Source organism: Sulfitobacter sediminis (assembly GCF_040811725.1).
Taxonomy (GTDB): domain Bacteria; phylum Pseudomonadota; class Alphaproteobacteria; order Rhodobacterales; family Rhodobacteraceae; genus Sulfitobacter; species Sulfitobacter sediminis.
This window is the reverse complement of sequence record NZ_JBFNXX010000028.1, coordinates 16,269-36,505: the sequence shown is the minus strand read 5'-3', so window position 1 is coordinate 36,505 and position 20,237 is coordinate 16,269. Positions and strand designations below refer to the sequence as shown.

General features: G+C 57.0%; 14 protein-coding genes. 5 read left to right on the top strand and 9 right to left on the bottom strand.

The window, feature by feature from the left end; all coding sequences use genetic code 11:
* Positions 1-902 precede the first annotated feature (902 nt).
* Positions 903-1,667 carry a hypothetical protein gene (locus AB2B41_RS20700; RefSeq protein ID WP_367879730.1) on the bottom strand — a complete coding sequence of 255 codons (765 nt, stop codon included), beginning with the start codon at positions 1,665-1,667 and terminating at the stop codon, positions 903-905.
* A 108-nt stretch (positions 1,668-1,775) separates the two neighbouring features.
* The gene (locus AB2B41_RS20695; RefSeq protein WP_367879729.1) at positions 1,776-3,359 is read right to left on the bottom strand and encodes an arylsulfatase; all 1,584 of its coding nucleotides are present in this window, start codon (positions 3,357-3,359) and stop codon (positions 1,776-1,778) included.
* Between the two features lie 168 nt (positions 3,360-3,527).
* Here AB2B41_RS20695 and AB2B41_RS20690 point away from each other — a divergent pair, with 168 nt between their 5' ends.
* Together AB2B41_RS20690 and AB2B41_RS20685 are read left to right on the top strand one after the other, a co-directional pair.
* Positions 3,528-4,505, top strand: a complete 978-nt coding sequence (locus tag AB2B41_RS20690) for a helix-turn-helix transcriptional regulator (RefSeq protein ID WP_367879728.1) — start codon at positions 3,528-3,530, stop codon at positions 4,503-4,505.
* Between the two features lie 58 nt (positions 4,506-4,563).
* Complete coding sequence (locus AB2B41_RS20685; protein WP_367879727.1) at positions 4,564-6,660, top strand: cytochrome c3 family protein; 2,097 nt, start codon at positions 4,564-4,566, stop codon at positions 6,658-6,660.
* Between the two features lie 25 nt (positions 6,661-6,685).
* Here AB2B41_RS20685 and AB2B41_RS20680 read toward each other — a convergent pair whose 3' ends face one another.
* From AB2B41_RS20680 to AB2B41_RS20670, 3 genes are all read right to left on the bottom strand, one after another.
* Positions 6,686-7,453, bottom strand: coding sequence for a bestrophin-like domain (locus AB2B41_RS20680; protein ID WP_367879726.1), 768 nt, complete (start codon positions 7,451-7,453; stop codon positions 6,686-6,688).
* Positions 7,454-7,562: 109 nt separating this feature from the next.
* On the bottom strand, positions 7,563-8,717 hold the full coding sequence (locus AB2B41_RS20675) for an alpha/beta hydrolase (RefSeq protein WP_367879725.1): 1,155 nt from the start codon (positions 8,715-8,717) through the stop codon (positions 7,563-7,565).
* 88 nt (positions 8,718-8,805) lie between these two features.
* Positions 8,806-11,085: a mechanosensitive ion channel family protein gene (locus AB2B41_RS20670; RefSeq protein ID WP_367879724.1), complete on the bottom strand. Its 2,280-nt coding sequence runs from the start codon at positions 11,083-11,085 to the stop codon at positions 8,806-8,808.
* Between the two features lie 200 nt (positions 11,086-11,285).
* Between AB2B41_RS20670 and AB2B41_RS20665 the strand changes: the two genes are divergently transcribed.
* Entirely contained in the window at positions 11,286-11,672 is a 387-nt protein-coding gene (locus AB2B41_RS20665) for a helix-turn-helix domain-containing protein (RefSeq protein ID WP_367879723.1), read from the top strand.
* Positions 11,642-12,244 (top strand): IS630 family transposase, encoded by a 603-nt coding sequence (locus AB2B41_RS20660; RefSeq protein ID WP_367879731.1) that lies wholly within the window; start codon positions 11,642-11,644, stop codon positions 12,242-12,244. Before AB2B41_RS20665 ends, AB2B41_RS20660 begins: the two co-directional genes overlap by 31 nt.
* 120 nt (positions 12,245-12,364) lie before the next feature.
* On the opposite strand, the gene AB2B41_RS20655 is transcribed toward AB2B41_RS20660, so the two are convergent.
* Genes AB2B41_RS20655 through AB2B41_RS20640 form a run of 4 tightly spaced genes read right to left on the bottom strand, consistent with a single transcriptional unit; the run spans position 12,365 to position 18,118 of the window.
* Positions 12,365-13,345 carry a HupE/UreJ family protein gene (locus AB2B41_RS20655; RefSeq protein WP_367879722.1) on the bottom strand — a complete coding sequence of 327 codons (981 nt, stop codon included), beginning with the start codon at positions 13,343-13,345 and terminating at the stop codon, positions 12,365-12,367.
* A gap of 32 nt (positions 13,346-13,377) precedes the next feature.
* Positions 13,378-14,241, bottom strand: a complete 864-nt coding sequence (locus AB2B41_RS20650) for a peptidyl-prolyl cis-trans isomerase (protein ID WP_367879721.1) — start codon at positions 14,239-14,241, stop codon at positions 13,378-13,380.
* 3 nt (positions 14,242-14,244) lie between these two features.
* Positions 14,245-16,287 (bottom strand): DUF3604 domain-containing protein, encoded by a 2,043-nt coding sequence (locus AB2B41_RS20645; RefSeq protein ID WP_367879720.1) that lies wholly within the window; start codon positions 16,285-16,287, stop codon positions 14,245-14,247.
* Positions 16,187-18,118, bottom strand: coding sequence for a DUF3604 domain-containing protein (locus AB2B41_RS20640; RefSeq protein ID WP_367879719.1), 1,932 nt, complete (start codon positions 18,116-18,118; stop codon positions 16,187-16,189). Before AB2B41_RS20640 ends, AB2B41_RS20645 begins: the two co-directional genes overlap by 101 nt.
* Positions 18,119-18,352: 234 nt before the next feature.
* Here AB2B41_RS20640 and AB2B41_RS20635 point away from each other — a divergent pair, with 234 nt between their 5' ends.
* Positions 18,353-19,726 (top strand): IS1380 family transposase, encoded by a 1,374-nt coding sequence (locus tag AB2B41_RS20635; protein WP_367879718.1) that lies wholly within the window; start codon positions 18,353-18,355, stop codon positions 19,724-19,726.
* Positions 19,727-20,237 lie beyond the last annotated feature (511 nt).

Here is a 20,237-nt window from a genome sequence, read left to right as displayed (position 1 = left end):
CGTCACGCAATTTCCTGTCGATGATCAAACTGGCATCGGTCAGGCTCTGGATCGAGTTTTATGAGTCGGCTGCCTAGACAGTTTGTAACGAGAACGTGTTTATCATCGTTCCCAGAGATCATATTATCACTATGATTAGTTTACTGAGATGTATGCATCTGGACGATTGTGTTTTGGATCATGAACTTCAGCGCTAGATGGGTAGGGATGCAAATGCTCTGGACTAACAAGCCTATAGCTTTCGCTATTCTGGCATTTGTCGCAACGTCGTCAGGGTCCGCGGAGGCCAAGCCACGAAATTCGGTTGCCCAGGTCGACGCAGATCGCTTTGAGGTCATCGCGGACGCGGGTGGCTCCAGTGGATGGATGTTCTGGTGCGCTGCGGGTGACTATGTCGCGCGCGTCCAAAGACAGTCTTGGCAGACGGAGATCGCGATCGTACGAGGTCGCGCCAGAAGTAAATCTGCGGGCGGGCGGGAGACGGTCGTATTCACGACCAATGCTGCGGGCCTCGGAATTAGCACGAAGCCGCCTCGCCAGATCAACGCATTGGAAGTCGGTCACGCGATGAAAGCACAGCAGGCTTATTCCTACTGCCAACGCGGTGGTGCAGGAGGAAGCCGATAGTAGCGCCTTCGGCGGCTTCAGCCGTCACGTGATTGCTCCGGTGGTCGAGGCAGTTTTATCTTTTCTTAGTCCTGATCGGTCATCTCGCCCTCGTTATCCCTCAGTATCGCAACCCGCGCCTGCCGGTGCGCAAGACGATCATCATATTCTTCAGTAAAGGCCGTCCCCCGCCCCGGAGTGTCCACGTCAGGGCACAGCATCCCGTCTTACAGTGCCAACCCCGCCGCGCAGCTATCCGGGACGTGGTCGTTGCGTCTGCTGGCATTTGGAGTGGTTCAAAAGTGGAATGACAAGGCGACAACCGGACCGTGATATGTCGTGTCGATGGTCAGCGGTACAGTTCCGCCGGTAGTGTAGTCCTGACCGAGGGCGCGGTATCCTAAGGATACTGTCGCGGGGGTCCGTCCAAGTTTCACGTCGCGCGCATAAAAGCCGTAAAGCTGCCAGGAAAGGTCGGACCCGACGCCAAATCCGCCGATGTCGCCCCCGATCAACATGCGGGACTCCGGATCTAGCTCGATAAAGAACCGGCCGCCGATCACCGGGTCGGTAAAATCGATTTCCCGGCTGGCAGATGCACCGCCTCCTGTCGTCAGCGTCACGTCCATTTTCGTGTACCGCAAACCGGCATACGCATCGAAGAGGGTTCGGTTGGCAGAGTTCGGGAATGGGCCGTACCTATACGCGACCGCGGCCCCCAACATCGTCATCTTGATGTCCGTAGTCGTCGCGAGGACGCCGCCTCCGTTGCTCTGCTGGTTAGAATGCATCAGGTTGCCCAAGAGCCCCCAACGCCCATTCCAGTATTCGCCTTCGACCATCAGGGCAAATTCCAGATCCTCCAACATATCCGAAAAGGAGAGATCGACTTCGGTCGACAAGGGACCGACGCTTGCATCGCCGGTTACGGACGTGCCCCAGACATAAGGTGTTATCGATCCGCGCGTGCCCTCTGTAGCGAGCGCGTCCGCATCGGCCGTGTTTGCCTGGATGGAAAGAATCGCTCCAACGAGGAGCACGGATTTCAGGAATCGAGGCATGGACAGGTCTCCTCAGGGTTCGATGGCTGTGATGGAAACGCGAGCTTGGCGTTACGTGCGCCGCCCCTGCGCGCATTCGGCAGGGGCGGCGTCCTATCTTGGGTCAGGTCACCTGGACCCAACACCCTCTTGCAGTTTTTCAAGCACCTGTTCGAGCGAGAAGCTCGCCGCCTTCTGGCGCGGCGGGTACTCGACAAAGGTCTGCAGGAACTGACCTACGTAGAACTGCGCAGGGACCAGGAAATAGGCATGGTCGATGTACCAATCCCAGTAGGTGTTCGACGTCAGGTTGGCGCGTTCGAACGGATCGCGACGCAAGTTGAACATCAGTGGAGCACGCAGTGGTGTGAAAGGCTCGAACCATGCTCCGAGCGTGGTTTCCTGCCGCTGCTCCAAGAAGATCAGCTTCCAATCGTTCCAGCGAAGTGCGCTCAAGTCACCGTCGTCAGTGAAGTAGAAGACTTCTTCACGTGGACTTTCCTCGGTTTCACCTGTCAGGTAGGGAAGGAAGTTGTATCCGTCGAGGTGGACCCGGTACTCGCGGTCAATCGCCTGTACACCGCCTTCCAGAAGCTGTCCCTTGACATCGGGAACACCGGCTGCTGCGAGAAGTGTTGGAAACCAGTCCATGTGATGCATGATATCGTTCGATACCGTGCCAGCTTCGACCTTACCAGGCCACCGGACCATTGCCGGAACGCGCCAGCCGCCTTCCCAGTTGGTGTTCTTCTCGCCGCGGAATGGTGTCATTCCGGCATCGGGCCACGTGTTCATGTGCACGCCGTTGTCGGTCGAGTAGAGCACGATGGTGTTGTCCGCTATACCAAGCTCATCCAGCTTGTCGAGAAACAGACCAATATGCATGTCATGTTCAACCATCCCGTCGGCGTATTCGTCCTGCCCCGAAATGCCGCGCAGTTCGTCCTTCACGTGGGTGCGGAAGTGCATCCGGGTGCCGTTCCACCAAACGAAGAACGGTGTGCCGTTGGCATGCGCCTCCTCGATGAAGGCCAGGGCCGCTGAAGAGGATTCGTCGTCAATGGTTTCCATGCGCTTTTTCGTCAGCGGACCGGTATCCTCGATCTCACCTTCTGCGGTGGAGCGGATGACGCCACGCGGGCCGAAGGCTTCGGCAAAGGTCCGGCCATCCTTCAGGACGAGGTCAGCCGGGTAGTCTTCCTGCTCCGGCTCCTCCTCGGCATTCAGGTGGTACAGGTTGCCGAAAAACACGTCGAACCCATGATTTGTGGGGAGGTGTTCGTCGCGGTCGCCAAGGTGATTTTTCCCGAATTGGCCTGTGGCATAGCCTTGTGCCTTCAGAAGAGCGGCAATGGTTGGGTCTTCCTCGCGCATGCCAAGCTCGGCCCCAGGCAAACCGACTTTCGACAGCCCGGTTCTAAACACGCTCTGCCCGGTGATGAACGACGATCTGCCAGCGGTGCAAGACTGTTCACCGTAGTAGTCGGTGAACTTCATACCCTCTGCGGCCACACGGTCGATGTTCGGCGTCCGGTAGCCGACGAGGCCCTCCGAATAAGCCGAGATATTCGTGATGCCGATATCGTCTCCCCATACTACCAAGATGTTTGGTTTTTCAGCGGATTGCGACCAAGCTACGGGAGCCGTAACCCCAATAGCCAGCGCTATCAGTACGGTTTTCATTGCGCGACGCGCGCGCGATAATTCAATCATTATGCTCTCCATGTTGCTTCATTTTCCCAGGGCCACTTCGCAAGACTAGCTAATTGGCAGTGGCAAGAGTATTACCATTTCACGCCACCCATGAGAATTAAGCGTCACTACGCCAAGTCTGGTGTATCATAAAGAAACTTTTTGAAAATTCGGGGGTTGTTGGACACGATGGTGGTGGAACTTGTGCAGGCGGTATGCCTGACACCGGCGATCCAGTTGCTGGAAGACCGCGGTGCAAATGTAGACAAGCACCTTAACGCCAGTGGTCTGAGTGTTTTTTCCCCGCACGATCCGATGGCATGGTTGCCCAAACAGCTCGTTTTTGACTTCATAGCTCGGCTAGACCGGTACGAATTTTCCGATAATCCGGTCGAGGATCTCGAGCCGGTTTACCGCCTGAAGAACACCCACCATTACGGTCAGTATCTGCTCTCTTCTGGTTCCCTTGCGGAAGCAGCGCGGCGCGCGACGAACCATCGTGCGCGCGTGCTTACCTACCACAGTGTCAGAGTCCGAATGGGTCAATTTCGGGCGGGCATCAACTCTTACTATGCCCACCGCAAGACCCGGGTAGAGCAGATCATCGAAGGTTGCTCCCTATTATTAATGCTAGACGGCCTCAGCCAATTCGGTGGCAAATATTGCAATTTCTCGTCGCTGGACATCACGCTGGACCGGATGCCGGAAACCTCCTTGCCGATCGATTTGAGCGACACTCGAGTGCGCGTGTCCCGGTATGCGCACGAGGTGCAGTTCCCGATATCTTGGATATTGCGCAAGCCGGCAACCAAATTTCCACGCTCGAAATGCTCGCTATGGGCTCCCAGTCAAAGCCTGTCCGACCGCCTGCGCGCAATGTTCAATTCGCTCGCCCCCGGGCGTCGGCCAACCATCGAGTATGTTTCCGAAATAATCGAGATGTCGCCGCGTACAATGCAGCGCCAGCTCGCGAGAGAGCACACGACCTTTTTCGAACTAGTGGATGAATGGGCCAGAGACCAAGCGCTGAAGCAGATCCGTGAACCGGACATTCGGATATCAGAGATCTCGAAGTGTCTCGGGTATTCGGAGCACGCCCATTTCACGCGTGCGTTTGGCCGATGGACGAACATGACACCGCGCGCATTCCGTGACACGCTTGATTAGCTGCAAAGCCTGGAAAAAGCTACGGGTACACGTCGCCCCTATGCTTAGTCCCTCCAATTTGGCCAAGACCTATCACCATCCCAAACATGACATTCACGAAGACGCCGGTTCGATGAGAGCGGATACCAAAAGCAGGACTACTAAGTTCACCAGCCGTCATATGGCCGTCTACCAAGCGGCGGCAGCCTTCGCCAAGCCTCCAAGCCGCGCTTGGCGGTTGGTTTGGAGTGCGGTCTTGTCGATCGTCACTATCGCCTCTGCAACTGTCGCCTTCGCAGACGCCCTCGCTGTGCCAGAATACGTTGGGTCGGCGCGCTGCGCCGACTGTCACAAAGACGCCTATGAGACGTGGAATAAGTCTCATCATGCGCTTGCTTGGACAGCCCCTACAGCGGGGCATGTTTTGGGTGATTTCAACCAATCATCGTTCACGCACAAGGGGGTCACAACTCGTTTCTTTCGAGAGGGTGAGGAGTTCATTATCGAAACCGATGGGCCAGATCGCGAATTGACGAAATACCCAGTCGCCGGCGTCGCCGGCGTCGCACCGTTGCAGCAGTATTTGCTTGAGACCGAGCCAGGCAGATTACAGTCCTTCGACGTGGTCTGGGATGTGGAAGAGCGCAGGTGGTATCACCTTTACCCCGAGCAAGAGCTACGCGGCGGCGACGCATTTCACTGGACCGGACCTTACAAAAACTGGAACGGTCGATGTGCAGAATGCCATGCAACGGGCTTTGAGAAGAACTACTCTCCGGTCAATCGTACTTATGCCAGCTCGCAGGCCGAAATCGGAGTCGGTTGCGAGTCGTGTCACGGTCCGGGCGAGGCCCACATCGCATGGGCAGACCCTGCGTTGAGTTACGATGCGGAGGACTGGCGCGGTTTGTCTTCGGTCGGGCTAACGATGGACTTTGGCAAGAATACCGAGGCGGATATCCAACAGTGCGCCACCTGTCACGCCCGGCGAGAGCCGTTCCTCGATGGCAATCCCTTGCCCGGCGCTCCGTTCCACGATTCTTACCGTCTGTCGACGTTGCGGCCGGGCATGTATCACGCGGACGGTCAGATCCTCGAAGAGGTATATGTCTACGGCTCCTTTCTTCAGTCAAAAATGTACGCCGAGGGCGTCGGGTGCATAAATTGCCACGAAGCACATTCTGCGGATCTGAAGGCGGACGGCAACGGCGTGTGCACGCAATGCCATTCGAGCGCGGGCAACCCGGAGTTCCCGTCGCTGCGGCTCGCGGAATACGACAGTCCGGCGCATCATTTCCATCCAGCGGGCAGCAGCGGTGCGCAATGCAAATCGTGTCACATGATTGAACGCACGTATATGGGTATCGACGGACGCCGCGATCATTCGTTCCGCGTGCCACGACCGGATCTGTCGGTCAGCCTTCGCACGCCGAATGCGTGTTCGGACTGCCATTCTGACCGCTCACCGGCATGGGCGGCCGATGCGGTCGCGCAGTGGTATCCTGACGGGCGGCACACGCAATTTCATTTCGCGCAGGTGCTTTCACCGGCTCGGCTGAATCCCGACAACGCCCGCGATGACCTTGTCGATCTCGCAATCTACGATGGGCTGCCAGGGATCGTGCGCGCGAGCGCGATTGATCTCCTCTCGGAGATCGGTGATCCAGAAATCGCTGAAAGGACCTCCGCGCTCCTAACAGACCCGGATCCCCTGGTGCGTGCCGCTGCGGTCCGGTTGCAGCGGGGCGCTCAGGGTAGTGTTGCCATCCAGAACCTTCTGCCTTTGCTCGACGATCCATCGCAGTCGGTCCGGATCGCCGCCGCACGCGAGTTCCTGAACATTCGGGCCGTGCGACTGCCTTCGTCAGTTAGTCAAAAGCTGGACCGCGCGCGCAACGAGTGGCAGCAGTCTTTGGTCGCCAAGTCAGATTTCCCCGAGGCCCACATCGTCATCGCCGGCATTGCTCTTGCCACACGCCAGTTCGAGGCCGCCGTGGCGGCCTTCGAAGAGGTGGTAACACTCGATCCACAGCACATCGACGCTTGGACAATGATTGCCCGCATTCATGCCGCCCTTGGCAATCGGGAAACCGCGATAAGAGTGCTCGACGACGCGATCAAAGCCAACCCTCAGGATATTTCTCTTTCGCTCTTGCGGACAGATATGTTGCCGTAGCTGGCAAAAAGGCTCAACCCGACACTTAAGGCGCTGCGTGCTCTTGTAGAAGGATGAGGTCCTGTAGCGCCAAGGGCGACATTGATGCTGGAGGCGCAAACGGTTTCGATAAGGCAAAGATGACAGCCAGCGCGATACCGGTATAAGAGCCGTACAGCGTCAATAGCAGCAGATTGACGCCGCTCGGCTGGTAAACGAAGAAAGAGATAGATACAAACACCAAACCGCCGAACGCAGCAATCCAGAACACCAGTGGCAATGAGAGCGAGCGCATGTGCCAGCGCGCATGTCGCGCGGATGAAACCTCGCGCACCCGTTCGTCCAAAGCGCGTTTGATCTGCGACTGAGTGGTCGTATTCACGGGCAAATTCAGGATGCTCTTGCGCATCTCGCGGTGAATACGCCAAGCTTGGTCGGCAGGGGCTGTGCCATTCGCGAGGCCGGGCCATTCTTCCGCAATAACGGTGGCCACGTACTGCTTCAGAGTATCCCGTACGGATGTACCGGCCTCCCCTTCGAAAAACTCCAAATCTGCAAAGATCTCTGACAGGGCGGTCGCCTCGACTATCAATTGCCCGCGCACGTCTTGGAAGGTCTGCACGACACCCGCAAAGACCAGCGAGATCATCAACCCGTGGAATGCCGCGATACGAAACGCGATGGACGCTGCCATTTCCGACGTGTCTGTAGACACGGCCGGCGCGAGAACCCGCCGGGCGGTGATATAGCTCGCAATGGTCAGGAGTGGCGTCCCAACCAAAACCGCCAGCGATGCGAGGATGTGCGGGTTCATTACAGCCTTGCCTTCCGCTTGGATTGCTTTGCAAGAGAACGACGCTCGAAACACCAGCCGACGGGCACAAGAACGCACGTCCTAATCGGCTCCGGAAATCCGGTGCGCACTAAAATAGGATCCGTACGGACAGCGCGACGAGTGTGTCCTCCAATTGCGGGGTCGCTTCTGACTGGTCGAAGCGGCTGGCCTGGTTCAAGCCGCGGCCGATAAGCTTAACAATATCGGGCGACGCAGCGAACTTCGCATGACTAAGCGTTCCATTGTCTTCCACTTCTGACAGGTCGACCACGGTGACGCCCAGTCCTGCGAGTTCTTCCGCGTTGGCGGCCCCCACGCGGGGCACACCACCGGCGATGAACCGGGACAACCGCAAGGCCCTGTCGTCCTTGGACAGCAGGACAAAAAAATTGTCGGGTCGGTCAACGAATTGGGCCAGTTGCGACCGGAAAAGGTCGAGGTCGATATCCGGCGACGCCAAGATTACGTTGCCAAGTCGACCGCGCCGGTTGAGTTGTCCCTGGCGCGACCGCTCAAGCAGACCTTCCATCGTAGGAAGGGTGCCCATCGAGTGTGCGAGAATATCGTAGGTTTCCGCGTTCGTCTGATCGAGAAGGAAGGACAGCCGCGACACCTTTTCACGCGCGATCAATGCACTGTTGAGATCGAAAACGTACTTCGCGGTCTGACTGGCGGAAGCCCAGGAAAACAGGATCGGCACCCCCTCGAAACCGCTGTCGTGCGCGAATTGCGCCAGGCGCAGGACGGCATCGGTCGTTGAGGTGTTGTATCCGTGAATGAACAGCAGAATTTCGCGCTTGCCCTTTGGCCATTCCATTAACGCGGCATTCAATTCACGGACGAAGGCAGCGTCCGATGCGTAGATCACAGGGTTTATCACCGTGAATTCTGTCCGGGGATCGGGCGGCAGCCTCTTCGGCCGTTCTAGGTTACCGGCTTCGTGGATTGGCGGTATTGAAACATCGACCGAAGCGAGCCCGAGTTCCTTGGACCTGTTCGCTGACAGGAATACTCCGGGCTTGTCCGACGGCGATCTCGTGGTCGCAATAAAGACCTTTTTGATGGATGCGTCTTCGATAGATGCGACCGGGATATCAGGGTGCTCGACGCCGATGATCGAGGGCGGTCTACTACAGGACGCGAGCGTCAGCGCTGCGACCAAGATCAGGCACTTTGACCACGCATGGAGCAACCCTGAGTTCATACCTTTTCCTTTCTCGCGCTCGTGATCGGCAACTGTCAAACGGTCGGGTCACAAAAACGACTGTGGAGCAACCCATTGCGCGTTGACAAGCATGGAAGCGGACATCGGCGGTTGCTTGCGCTTTTCACTAGGTCTTGCCGGATTCCGGATCGGAGCCCCCTTGGACTGCTTGCTGGGCTGCGGATGTCGCCGCGGCAGTGACGGCTCCTTCCTCTGATGGTGTCAAATCTTTGCCATGCTCTAGCCCGGGGATATCCACGCGCACTTCGCGCCGCGCAAAATCGATCCCGTTGGCTTCGAACTCGGCCTTCACGCGGTTGTAGATCTCCTTGCGGATCATGAATTGCTTGCCGGGTTTTGCCATGAATTTACCGCGGACCACTATTCCGACGTCGTCGATGTCGGCCACACCCTGAGACTTGAAGGGCTGCAGGAAATCTTCGCCGAGCTCAGGATGTTCCAGCATCTCCGCTCCGATCTTTTTGAAGATCTTCTTTACCTTGTTCGGATCAGTGTCGAAGGTGACGGTGAATTTCATCTTCAGGATCACCCAGTCGCGGCTGAAATTCGTCAATTGCGGGATCTCGCCGTAAGGAATGGTGTGCACCGGGCCGTTGTGATGACGAAGTTGCATAGACCTGATCGAAATCTTCTCGACCGCCCCCATCGTGCCGCTGATTTCGATGTATTCGCCGAGCCGGAACGCATCATCGATTAGGAAGAAAATTCCCGACACGACATCCGTAACCAGCTTCTGCGCGCCGAAACCAATGGCGAGCCCAGCGATACCGGCCCCAGCCAGAAGCGGCGTGATATCGATGCCGAGATTGCCAATGGCCAGCAATGTGAACACCACGATTATCAGAACCTGCGATGTTGTCTCGAGCAGAGGCAAGACCGTCGAAAGGCGCGATGCACCAGCGCCGCCGATCTCGCCGGCTTCAGCTTGCTCGACGTCACCTCCGGTTCTTTCTCGGGCCAGCAAGCGATTGATCCAGAGCGAAACGGACTCGTACGCGATGTAGCCAACAACCAGTGTCAGCAGAAATGCGAGAAGCTCGTCGCCGATCCCCGCGCGGTCCGCCGTCGCCTGCAACCAGGGGAAATCCCATGCGTTAGCGATGATTACGACTATGGCCCCGCCGACCAGCACCCGCCCGATACGTATCATGCTGCGCTTGTTGGCGTGATATGCCGCCTCCGCGAGAGGACCTGTGCCTTCCATGGGAGGCACGAGGTGGCGGACCAGCCCACGGATGGCGGTATCAAGTGCAGGCGCCATAAGCAGCCAGAACATCGTGGTGTATTGCGCGCCCTTCAGCACCTGTCCGAGTTGGCCGAGTCCCACCAACGTCGTCACGATGACCCACATCCCGGCAGCAACCAGAATCGCGAAGCGGGGATAGGCGCGGGCCACGCCTTCGTCGAACGCGGTCCGGTCGGGGTCTGATCCACGCATCATCTCCATCAGCCCGTCGCGCGCGATTAAGGCGATTAAGATAACATACAGGTACACCGCGCTGTCGATCCAGAAGCCCAACCGGGTCTCTCCGGGAGCAAGTCCGTTTTGGAAACTGAAATCGAGCGCGAAAATATTGAAACCGGCCAGCAGCAAAAGACCTATGATATTGCGATGCAGGAAACCCGCCCACCGATCGCTGACCGTCACCAGCCTGAGATCGGGACGGTGCGGCGCCAAGACGAAGCGCGACAACGCCGCACCGACACGCGGTATCAGGACGAGGTAAGTGAAAAACGGGGCGGCGAATGTCAACTGGCTGGGATCGAGAATGAAGCGACCAAAGATTCGAACTGCGACAATGAAAACCACGAGCCCACACATTTCGCGAAAAAGCCGCCCCCCTAGGTATCTCAGGGCAGCCCACAGCGTGGGCCGTCCGCTCTGCGCCAACTCCTGAAGCGACTGGTTCAGATACCACCGCGCGGCGCGCTCGGCACCGTAGCTGATGACGAATACCAACAACATCAGGGCGAATAGCATCAGAATACCACTCATCCCGCCTTGCGACTGCCAGAAGGTGGCGAACGCGTCGCCCTGCCGCTCGACGAGCGTCGGCAATCGGTCGACCGCCGTTACGATCGGTTGCGAGAACGCCATCCACAACAGGTTTATCCGATCTATCGCCGTGAGCGGCGCATCCGCTGAACCTGTCTGACCTGCCAGCAGTATCTTCAATTGTTCGATCACAAAGGCCCGCAGGTCGTCGTCCGACATCCGAGCGACCAGTTCGGTTAACTGTTCCGGCGAGATGTCCTGAGCAAGGACTGTTTCACTCGATGCTGCGCCGACTTTGCCAGGAACGGCGGTTTCTTGAGCCAGGCCCTGCATTGAAAATGTCCAGACAAAAAAGATGGCCGAGAGTGATAGCCTTAGTAGTGTTCGCATGACAGTCTTCTTTATCGATGCGCAAGAATCACGCTTTAACTGCCCGAGCGTTAACAGATAACCTCACATTTTCTAGCTATTTTTGCCTGTGCCCCTGATCGGCCCCGCCTGAGTGTTAAAGCGTTTCGATCAAAGTTTGAATCGGAAGGATTCCCCTGAGCTTTGATTTGTGCTTCACCCTTTATGGGAGGATCGCTTACATGCCAGCACCATTGCCGAAGGAACTGCGGGATCGTTTTGCACGATTGATTGATGAAGGCCTGTCAGGGAGAGAGGCGTCTCGGCGTCTGCAGGTATCCGCTGCGACCGGTGCGCGCTGGACCCGCAAGATACGCCAGTCAGGCGCGGCCAGTGTCGCCCCTATGGGCCGCCCGCCGGGTACTGGAAAGTTGGCTGCCCATAATGGCTTCTTTCAGGAACTGGTGGCCCAGGACCCGGACATCACGCTTTTCGAACTGCGCGATGCGCTTGCCGATGCGGAAGGCGTTACCGTGCATCACTCCGCCATTGCCGGTTTACTGAAGCGCCTCGGCTTCACACACAAAAAAAGTCGTTGGTGGCCACCGAGCGCCGACGTGCGAAGGTGAGGCGGCAGCGCGACGACTGGACAATGCATCGTTCGCGTGCCATCGCCCAAATGCCAGACCGCGTTGTATTTTTGGACGAAACGGCGGTGAAGACCAACCTCACCCGGCTTCGCGGTTGGGCACCTCAGGGCAAGCGGCTGACCATGGATGCCCCGTTCGGCAGCTGGGGCACCCAGACCCTGATCGCCGGGCTGACCTGTGATGCCCTGATCGCGCCCTGGGTGATCAAGGGGGCGATGGATGGACCTGCGTTTGCCGCATACGTCCGGGAAGTTCTGATCCCTGATATCGCCCCCGGCACAGCGGTCATTCTCGATAACCTTGCAACCCATCGAAACACGGAAGCCACAGCAGCCCTCAAAGCTCACGGCTGCTGGTTCCTCTATCTGCCGCCATACTCGCCAGACCTGAACCCGATAGAACTGGCCTTTTCCAAGCTCAAAGCGCACCTCCGAAAGATCGGAGCCCGATCCTTCACAACTGTATTCGAGGCCATCGGCGCAGTATGTGACCTCTATGACCCCGCAGAGTGCTGGAACTACTTCAAGGCTGCCGGATATATCTCAAACTAATCTCGAAATGCTTTAGTGCATGATAAGCCTGGTTGCCATCGGCACGATGGATTCCGGTGCCGGTGGGCGATAGCCCAGTGGTGCTGGCAGACTAATTCGAACCAGTCTCCGTTGGGACAGTCACACCAGCACAAGACTGGCAACCCGTTCGATCGTCCAGTAGGCGGCGAGCGATCCGATCGTGTAGACCGGCATCCGCCAGCCCCATTGTGGCCAAGGTGCTTGGAGACGCTGCCATATTGCCATGACCGTCAGCACTGCCGTGACGAACAGGAGCTGCCCAGCCTCGACGCCCACATTGAACAGCAGGAGTGCGATCGGGATGTCGTTTTCGGGAAGTCCGAGGTCGGCGAGGGCGCCAGCGAATCCAAAACCGTGCAACAGGCCGAAGGCAAAGGCGACGATCCAAGGCCGGCTTTCAGCGATGCCCGGCCGGCCTTGACGCGTATGCACGATCTCCATCGCGACGAAGACGATACTAAGTGCGATTACGGCCTCAACCGGTCCTTGCGCGACACGAACGAAGCCCAAGGTCGCTGCCGCCAGCGTAATGCTGTGCGCAGCAGTGAACGCAGTGATCGTCCATATCAGGCGCCGCCAGCCAGACACAAGAATTAGCAAGGCCAAGACGAACAGCAGGTGATCAATGCCGAGCAGGATATGCTCGATGCCGAGCGCGAGATAGGTTCTGGCTATGTCAAACGGGCCAGGGACCGATTTGACCGTGAATGAAGACGACATGGGCGTCAGCCGCGCGGTCTGTTCGGTGTCGTCCGTGTGCTGGATACGAATCAACACGTCGGTCTGCGTGGCGGACAAGCCCTCGATCGCGATGGTGCCTCCGACCAAGCCACCCGGGCAGGTCGTGGTCCAGCGAGAAACGTAAGCGGTGCCGTCCCAGACTGGCTGTGCTGGCGTTCGCGCATCACAGTTGTCAGGCAGCCGGGCGGCGATCGCCATTGGTCGCCCGCCGACCGCCGGCATCTTCCAGGTAACTGCGTAAATCTCCTTTTCGATCGGGCGAAGCGCCAGATAACCAGGCTCCAGCGCATGGCCATATGAAGAATTGGCAAATCCGAGCGCGCCTGCCAGATAGATCATCAGCGTGAGAGCCGGCCTGCATATAAAACGCCTCATTTGTTCTGCGTCTTCTGCGTATCGTCGTCTGGTATCTCGACCACATAGCGCTCACGCAGCTGGCCATAGTGCGCTTCTCGGATCTCTTTCGCCTTCGCTACCTTCCAGTCCCTCAAAACGGCGGCGCGCACTTCTTCCAATGGTGGCATCCTCGCGGGCAAGCTATCACGGACACGAACGATATGGACTCCGTACGAGGACTTCACGGGCCCAGCCCATGACCCGGGTGGGAGTTCAGCAGCCCGTTCGAAGAAGCCCTGCCCAAACGCGCCGTCAATTACTCGCGGTGGCGAGAGAGCGAACCGTACCGGGATGAGGCTGCTTTGGCCTAACTTTGTAGGGTCGGTCTCAGGATCGGAGCGCAGCGCACTAATCGACCGTCCGACGCTGTCAGGGTCGGGTTCCTTGCCCAGATAGATCTGCTCAAAGGAAAGCTGCGGTTCATTTCGATAGGTTTGTCCGTTTGCTTCTAAATAGGCTTCAAGTTCGCCGGCTGCGGGTTCCAGCAGATCGGCGGCGGTGTCCGTTAGAAATTCCATCTTCTGACGCATCCGCCGCCGGATCACCGTGTCGTCACGATCTAGGCCGAGCGCCAGCGCTTCTCTATAGTAGATTTCCTCGCGGACAAGATCTTCTATCAAGGCACGCCGCTCCTCGTTGGTCGGCGGGCGTCGCCAGACCGCCTCGAAACGCGTCACTAGTTGCTCGATTTGCTCGGGTCCGATGACGATTCTGTCAGCCGGATCCGGAGCAGGCTCGGAAATCGTCGCCAATGTTGCAAAGATCAGGCCGCCAATAGCGAGGAAATGGAAAAGCGGCTCCTTGATCAGCCGTTCAAGTTGCCTAATTTTGACCCCCATTACTCAAGACTCCGGAGTGTACCAGATCGGTGAAGTGTACGCGCGCTCTTGATGCTTGAGCCACTTGTTAGGTTCTGCGAGCACTGCTTCTGGTAACGCCACGCCCAGCGCCTTACGATCATGGGCAAGCCAAGTCGGCGTCGGGATTTCAAGTACGCGCACATAATAGAAGGCACGCTGAGCTGGATCGAAGTCAGGGTCTTTCCAGTATGCTGCTAGCACGGCGTCACCAATGGTGTTCGTGAAGGTTGCGTTGCTGATATCGACCGTATCGCCGACCGGCGTCTTGCAGCGACCGTCGGGCTCGATCTTGCGCCCGTCCGAGACTGCAACGTCATAGATCCTTTCTTGCGCCTGACCTGTCTTGTCGAGCCAGCCCTTTACGATCTGAATACGATCGAGATTCGCGCCGTCCGCATCTCGCAGGGCGCGTATCATGAATGTTGGTGCTTGCCCCTCGGCGGCATCGGAGAGATCGCCCCCCATCGGGACGCCACGCTGATAACCTTGTGTTGCGAAGTCGGGACGATGGACCTCATCGGCCTCAAAATCCCACCCGGCAAACACGCGCACCAGCATACGGGTTCCGGTAGAGGCGTACACTTCCTTGCGCGACATGGCATCAAATATCGCTTCACGAGTGTTTTCGCGCGCCCACACCCCGGCGAGACCCGCTGCAGTAGATTCCCAGTGATATACGTTCAGACTGCCGTCACCATCTGGACGCAGATCCTGCGAAATCAGGTCTGTGAAACGGTGCTCCTGACCAGGCTCCACGCCTGAGAACTTTCCGAAGAAGTTCTCCTCACGGGTGGTCGCCAACGAAGTGTGACTGTCGGTGGCACCGATCATGCCGAATTTGAAGGGGTTGGCGCCAAGCTCTGCCTCCTGCTCAAGCCCGAGTTTAAGGGCGCCGCGTGCATACTCGTGCGGGAGCATCTCCGGCTGTTTGGGGTTGAGACCGAAGTCGCCTTTGTCCCATGTGTAATAGTCGGCGTATTCGTCGGTCGGCGAGAGAAACGGGTGAGCTTCACCGTCCCCCTTGATTTGGGTTACCTCGTATATCGGCTCCCATCTCATGCGTCTCTTCGCGTAAGCGGTATCTATCGGCTTTCCCGACATGGTCTCCACCGAGAACATGAGCCCTTGAGAGAGGTTGCCGTTGTGGGGAATGGCTAGCGCGCGACCACCGGTCCTTTTTTCGTAGGCCTCAAGATAGTCCCAGAGCTTCTCCGGGTCCGTCGAATCGAACATGGAGAAGGGTACGACCTGCTTCGCTTGCTCCTTACCATCGCGGAAGATCACGACCCGGTGCAAGTTGCGCAGGTTGGGAGTGGAAGTCCACTCAAATCCGTGAAATGCAGTGAACACGCCTGGTTGGTTGTGCCCGTCCACGGTGGCAATAATCCGTTCCCACATCGTGCGTTGAAGTTCTGTATTGGGCATAGGGTCGACGTTTGCGGCGCCACTCTCTTTCCAAATATTGTAGGCTTCCCAACCCCTCCCCGACTTAACGAGGTCATGAAAGCGCTTGCCCATCGGGTCCTTGAGCAGCAGAGGGTTCGATTCCTCGATCATTGGCGCGAGGCCTAGGGTCTCTGCATGGTCAGAAATCACGAGAAAGTCGAGTGGTCGAATAAGCCTTGCGCGCAAACCGGTAGACGAGGTCACGAGTTCGCCTTTCGCGAAGCGCAACGCCTCCTCGGGCCCGAGCCGATTGCCGATCATGCCGGCGTCAGTCGAGTAAGACGTGTGGTGGTGCGTGTCGCCCCAGAAAACCCTGTCCGGGTGTGCCTGGTGCAGATATGGCGAATATTCCCTACGATCCAGTGTGACGTCGCTTTCTTCGACCGCGACATCCTGCGCATGTGCAGAAACTGAGATCAGCAGAGTAAATAGACCTGCAAAAACAAGACGGGCCATTTTTTCCAAACTTAACATAGATTTAGGGTGTGTACCAAACTGCAGTTGTATAAGCTCGCTCCTGGTGAACTTGTTTGCCGCCTTCAGGAATTTTTGAGCCAAAAACTTTGCGGTCGTAAGCAAGCCAAGTTGGCGTTGGGATTTCGATAACCCGGACGTAGTAGAACGCCCGTTGCTCTGGATCGAAGTCAGGGTCTTTCCAATACGCCTGAAGAAACGCATCACCTATTGCGTTGGTGTATGTTACATCTTCCAAATTTACTGTATTGCCGACAGGTTCTTTACAACGACCATCTTTACCAATTTCACGACCATCGGATACGGCAATATCATAAATTTTTTCGAATGCTTCGCCATTTTTCTCAACCCATCCTTTAACTACTTGGACACGATCAAGATTGGCGCCATCCGGGTCTCTTAATGCTCTAACCATTAATGATGGAGCCTTGTTGCCGGGCGCGGCTGTTAAATCGCCACCCATTGGCACTCCGTGTTGGTAAGCATATTCAGCAAAATCGGAACGCGTTAAATCCGATTCAACATAATCCCACCCGGCAAATAACCGCACTCGAAGTCGGGTGCCGGTGGTGGCATAGACTTCTTTTCGCGCTATCGCGTCCCAAATGGCTTCACGCGTATTTTCTCGGGCCCACACCGCCGCTAGACCACCGGATGCTGTCTGGAAATGACGAATCTGTTTACTTGGATCAGCAAGAAATCGCCCAACAATCACTTCATCTAAACGATAATGTGGGTCGGCACTGGGTTCCGCCATACTAACCTTGCCAAAAAAGTTATCTTCTTCAGTGCTGGCGATGGCGGTATGCGAGTCCGTCGAACCAATCACGCCAAACTTAAACGGATTCGCGCCCAGCTTTTCTTCATAGACTAAACCACGTTTTAATGCCGCTCTTGCATACTCTCTTGGATGCATATCGGGTGTCGTGGGATTCGCGCCGAATGTTCCCGTATCCCAAGAGTAGAAATCGGCAAATTCGTCGTTAGGTGACAAGGCAGGATGAGTTTCACTATCACCCTTAATCTGCGTCACTTCAATCACTGGCTCCCAGCGCATTCTGCGTTGGGCATAATCATTATCAATAGGTTTTTTGCTAATGAGTGTTACGTCATCAAACATTAGACCATTTGATAAATTGCCATTATGCGGAATCGCCAGTGCTCTACCCCCTGTCTTTTTCTCATAGGCTGCCATCCATGCCCACAGGTCTTCTGGATCATCGGAGTCATATGATGACATAGGGACAATCTGTGACGTTTTATCCATGCCATCTCGGAACACAACATTTCGATGCAGATTGTTGCCATTTGGCATGGAGGTCCATTCATATCCGATCAACGCGGTGAACAGGCCTGGCTCATTATACTTGTCAGATATCTCGTTAGAACGCTGCCAAAAGACTTTTGACATGCCTGAACCGTCTAGTTTGTCATCCTTGGCATTCACTTGTGTAATCCACATTTCATAAGCGCCAATCGGATCATTCGATACTTTTGCTCTGTCGTGAACAGCCTTGCCCCAGGCATTTAGTAGCAAATTTTCATTGGACTCGGCGATGGCCGGCGCCAAGCCTAAATTTTCTGCATGATCAGAGACCACGAGAAAATCCAATGGACGGGACAACTGTACTTCTAATCCGGAGCTTGAAGTAATTGCCTCGCCACGCGCCAAGCGATAGGCTTCTTCGGGGCCGCGAATATTCCCAACCATACCGGCATCAGTGGAAAAGGACGTGTGTAAGTGCGTATCACCAAAATAAACAGTATTTGGAAATGACTTCTCAGGATAAGGTGAGTACTCAACTTTCTTATCGCCTGGAGGTGTCGCGTCCTGTGCCGTAACTGAATGTGCGGACATAAGCAGGGCTAACAGGCCAGCCAAGAATTGGGAGGCCATCATTCCAATATACCCTTGATTTTTTTCATCGCGTTTCACAACCTTCACCTCCCCCTCGCTGCACTACACGTGTCTTTATATCAGGAAGGCCAAGTTAGGTCTAGTACGCACGACCTAAAGTGCCTTGCATCTGATCGGATTCGGGATTCCCTTTTGTGGTGAACCTTGGTTTCTTGTTTTCACCCGGATATCCCAGATAGATGTCGATTTCGCGATCCGCTGATAGATGATAATTATTCTTCATCAATAGCTTAGCGAAGATGGAGCAGAGATTTGGCAGCGGACGCGACGGGTAAAGCGGATGCAGGGCCACTTCGGCTGGAATTTGATCGCTCAGTCAAGGTGGAGTTCTGCGGTTCTGCGATCAGTTCGGACGGGGGCCTGCTGCTACATCGGGAGCTAGACGACGCCCTTGGCCTGACCGATATGGCCGCGTTGCTGTTCGCCGATCCACGCACCGGTCGGAATGGTCGCCACCGGTTCATCAGTTTCTTGCGCCAATCAATTTTCTCGCAGCTTGCGGGCTATGAAGACTTCAACGATGCCGACCGGCTCAGCCGCGATCCGGTGATGCGTCATATTGTCGGCGGACGGGCGGTGAAGTACGGTGCGGCCTCAGCCAGCGCGATGGACCGGTTCGAGACCGAGATGCTAGCGCAAAGCAACAACCTCACGGCACTGATCGATTTGCCGGGTCGTTGGATCGACGCGGTTCACGACCGGCGGCCCCCGAAGGTTATCACCCTGGACATGGACAGCTCCGAGAGCCCGGTGCATGGCGACCAGGAGGGATCGGCCTGGAACGGCCACTTCCAGTCGAAGTGCCTGCACCCGCTGTTCCTGTTCAACCAGTTCGGCGACCTGGAGCGCTGTTCCCTTCGCCCCGGCAATGTCCACAGCGCGGATGGCTGGGAAGATGTGCTGCGCCCCGTTCTGGCGCGCTACGCGACGGAGGCGAGGCCGTTGATCAAACGACGGCGGTTCCGCGCCGATGCCGCCTTCGCCATTCCGGCGCTCTTCGACCTGCTGGAAGCCGCAGGTTGGGACTACGCCATCCGCATCAAGGGCAACCGGAAGCTCTATGAACGGATCGACTTCCTGACCAAACGCGGCCCCGGCCGACCACCGCATCACGTCGTACGCCACTACGCCAGCTTCCACTATCGGGCGAAGAGCTGGTCGAGGCCGCGCCGGATCGTGGCCAAGGTCGAGTTCCATTCCGGCGAGCTGTTCCCCCGCGTGGGCTTCATCGTCACCAACCGCAGCCTGCCGAACGAACGGGTGCTGGCCTTCTACAACGGTCGCGGCACGGCCGAGCAGCACATCAAGGAGGGCAAGCATGCGCTCAAGTGGACGCGGCTTTCGTGCATGAAGTTTGCGGCCAACGCAGTACGGCTTCAGCTTCACGCCCCGGCGTACAACCTGGCAAACTTTCTTCAGACGCTGGCCACGCCCAAAGACATCGAGACATGGTCGCTGACCTCTCTACGCGTGCGGCTGATCAAGACCGGTGCCCGTCTCGTCCGGCACGGTCGCTACGCCATCTTCCAGATGGCCGAGGCCGCTCTGCCGAAGGGGGTCGTCGCCGGCATCCTTGGCTTGATCAACACTTTGCGCGGGCCGCCCGCTGCAGCGGTATCGGTATGATCGGCGACCAATCCAGAACCCCGAGTCGCATTCCAAGCGGCCGGACACGTAGGTCCAGAAGCCAGCGAAACGGCTCCAAAACCGGTGAGAGCGGTCCTCTTGGCCGTTCTTCTCACTGGGCCGCCACCACTCGACAACGAGAAGAGGTCGAAAATGCTAGGAGGATCGCCCCCGTTGGCCGCAACCTCACTGAAGACCGGTCATATGGGCAATACCGGTTTCAAACAAACAAAGGGCGGTCACGATCGGCAGACCTCATCTATTGGAGCCGCGGCAGCGCGTTGTTGCGCATGACGCGGCAGGCAACACGCATCACTCAGCGGCGGCGCGGTTTGATGTTTCGGTCAAATTCGGCAATGATATCGGGTAATTGAAACGTGATGCCCAATGGCCCACGTCAATGATGCACAACCAAAAGACCACGACATCAGCGGGCTTTTGATTATGGCAATCGGTTGTCGGTCGACACCCTTGAAATCATCGTCTCAATGGATCAGAGGTCAGTCATGCA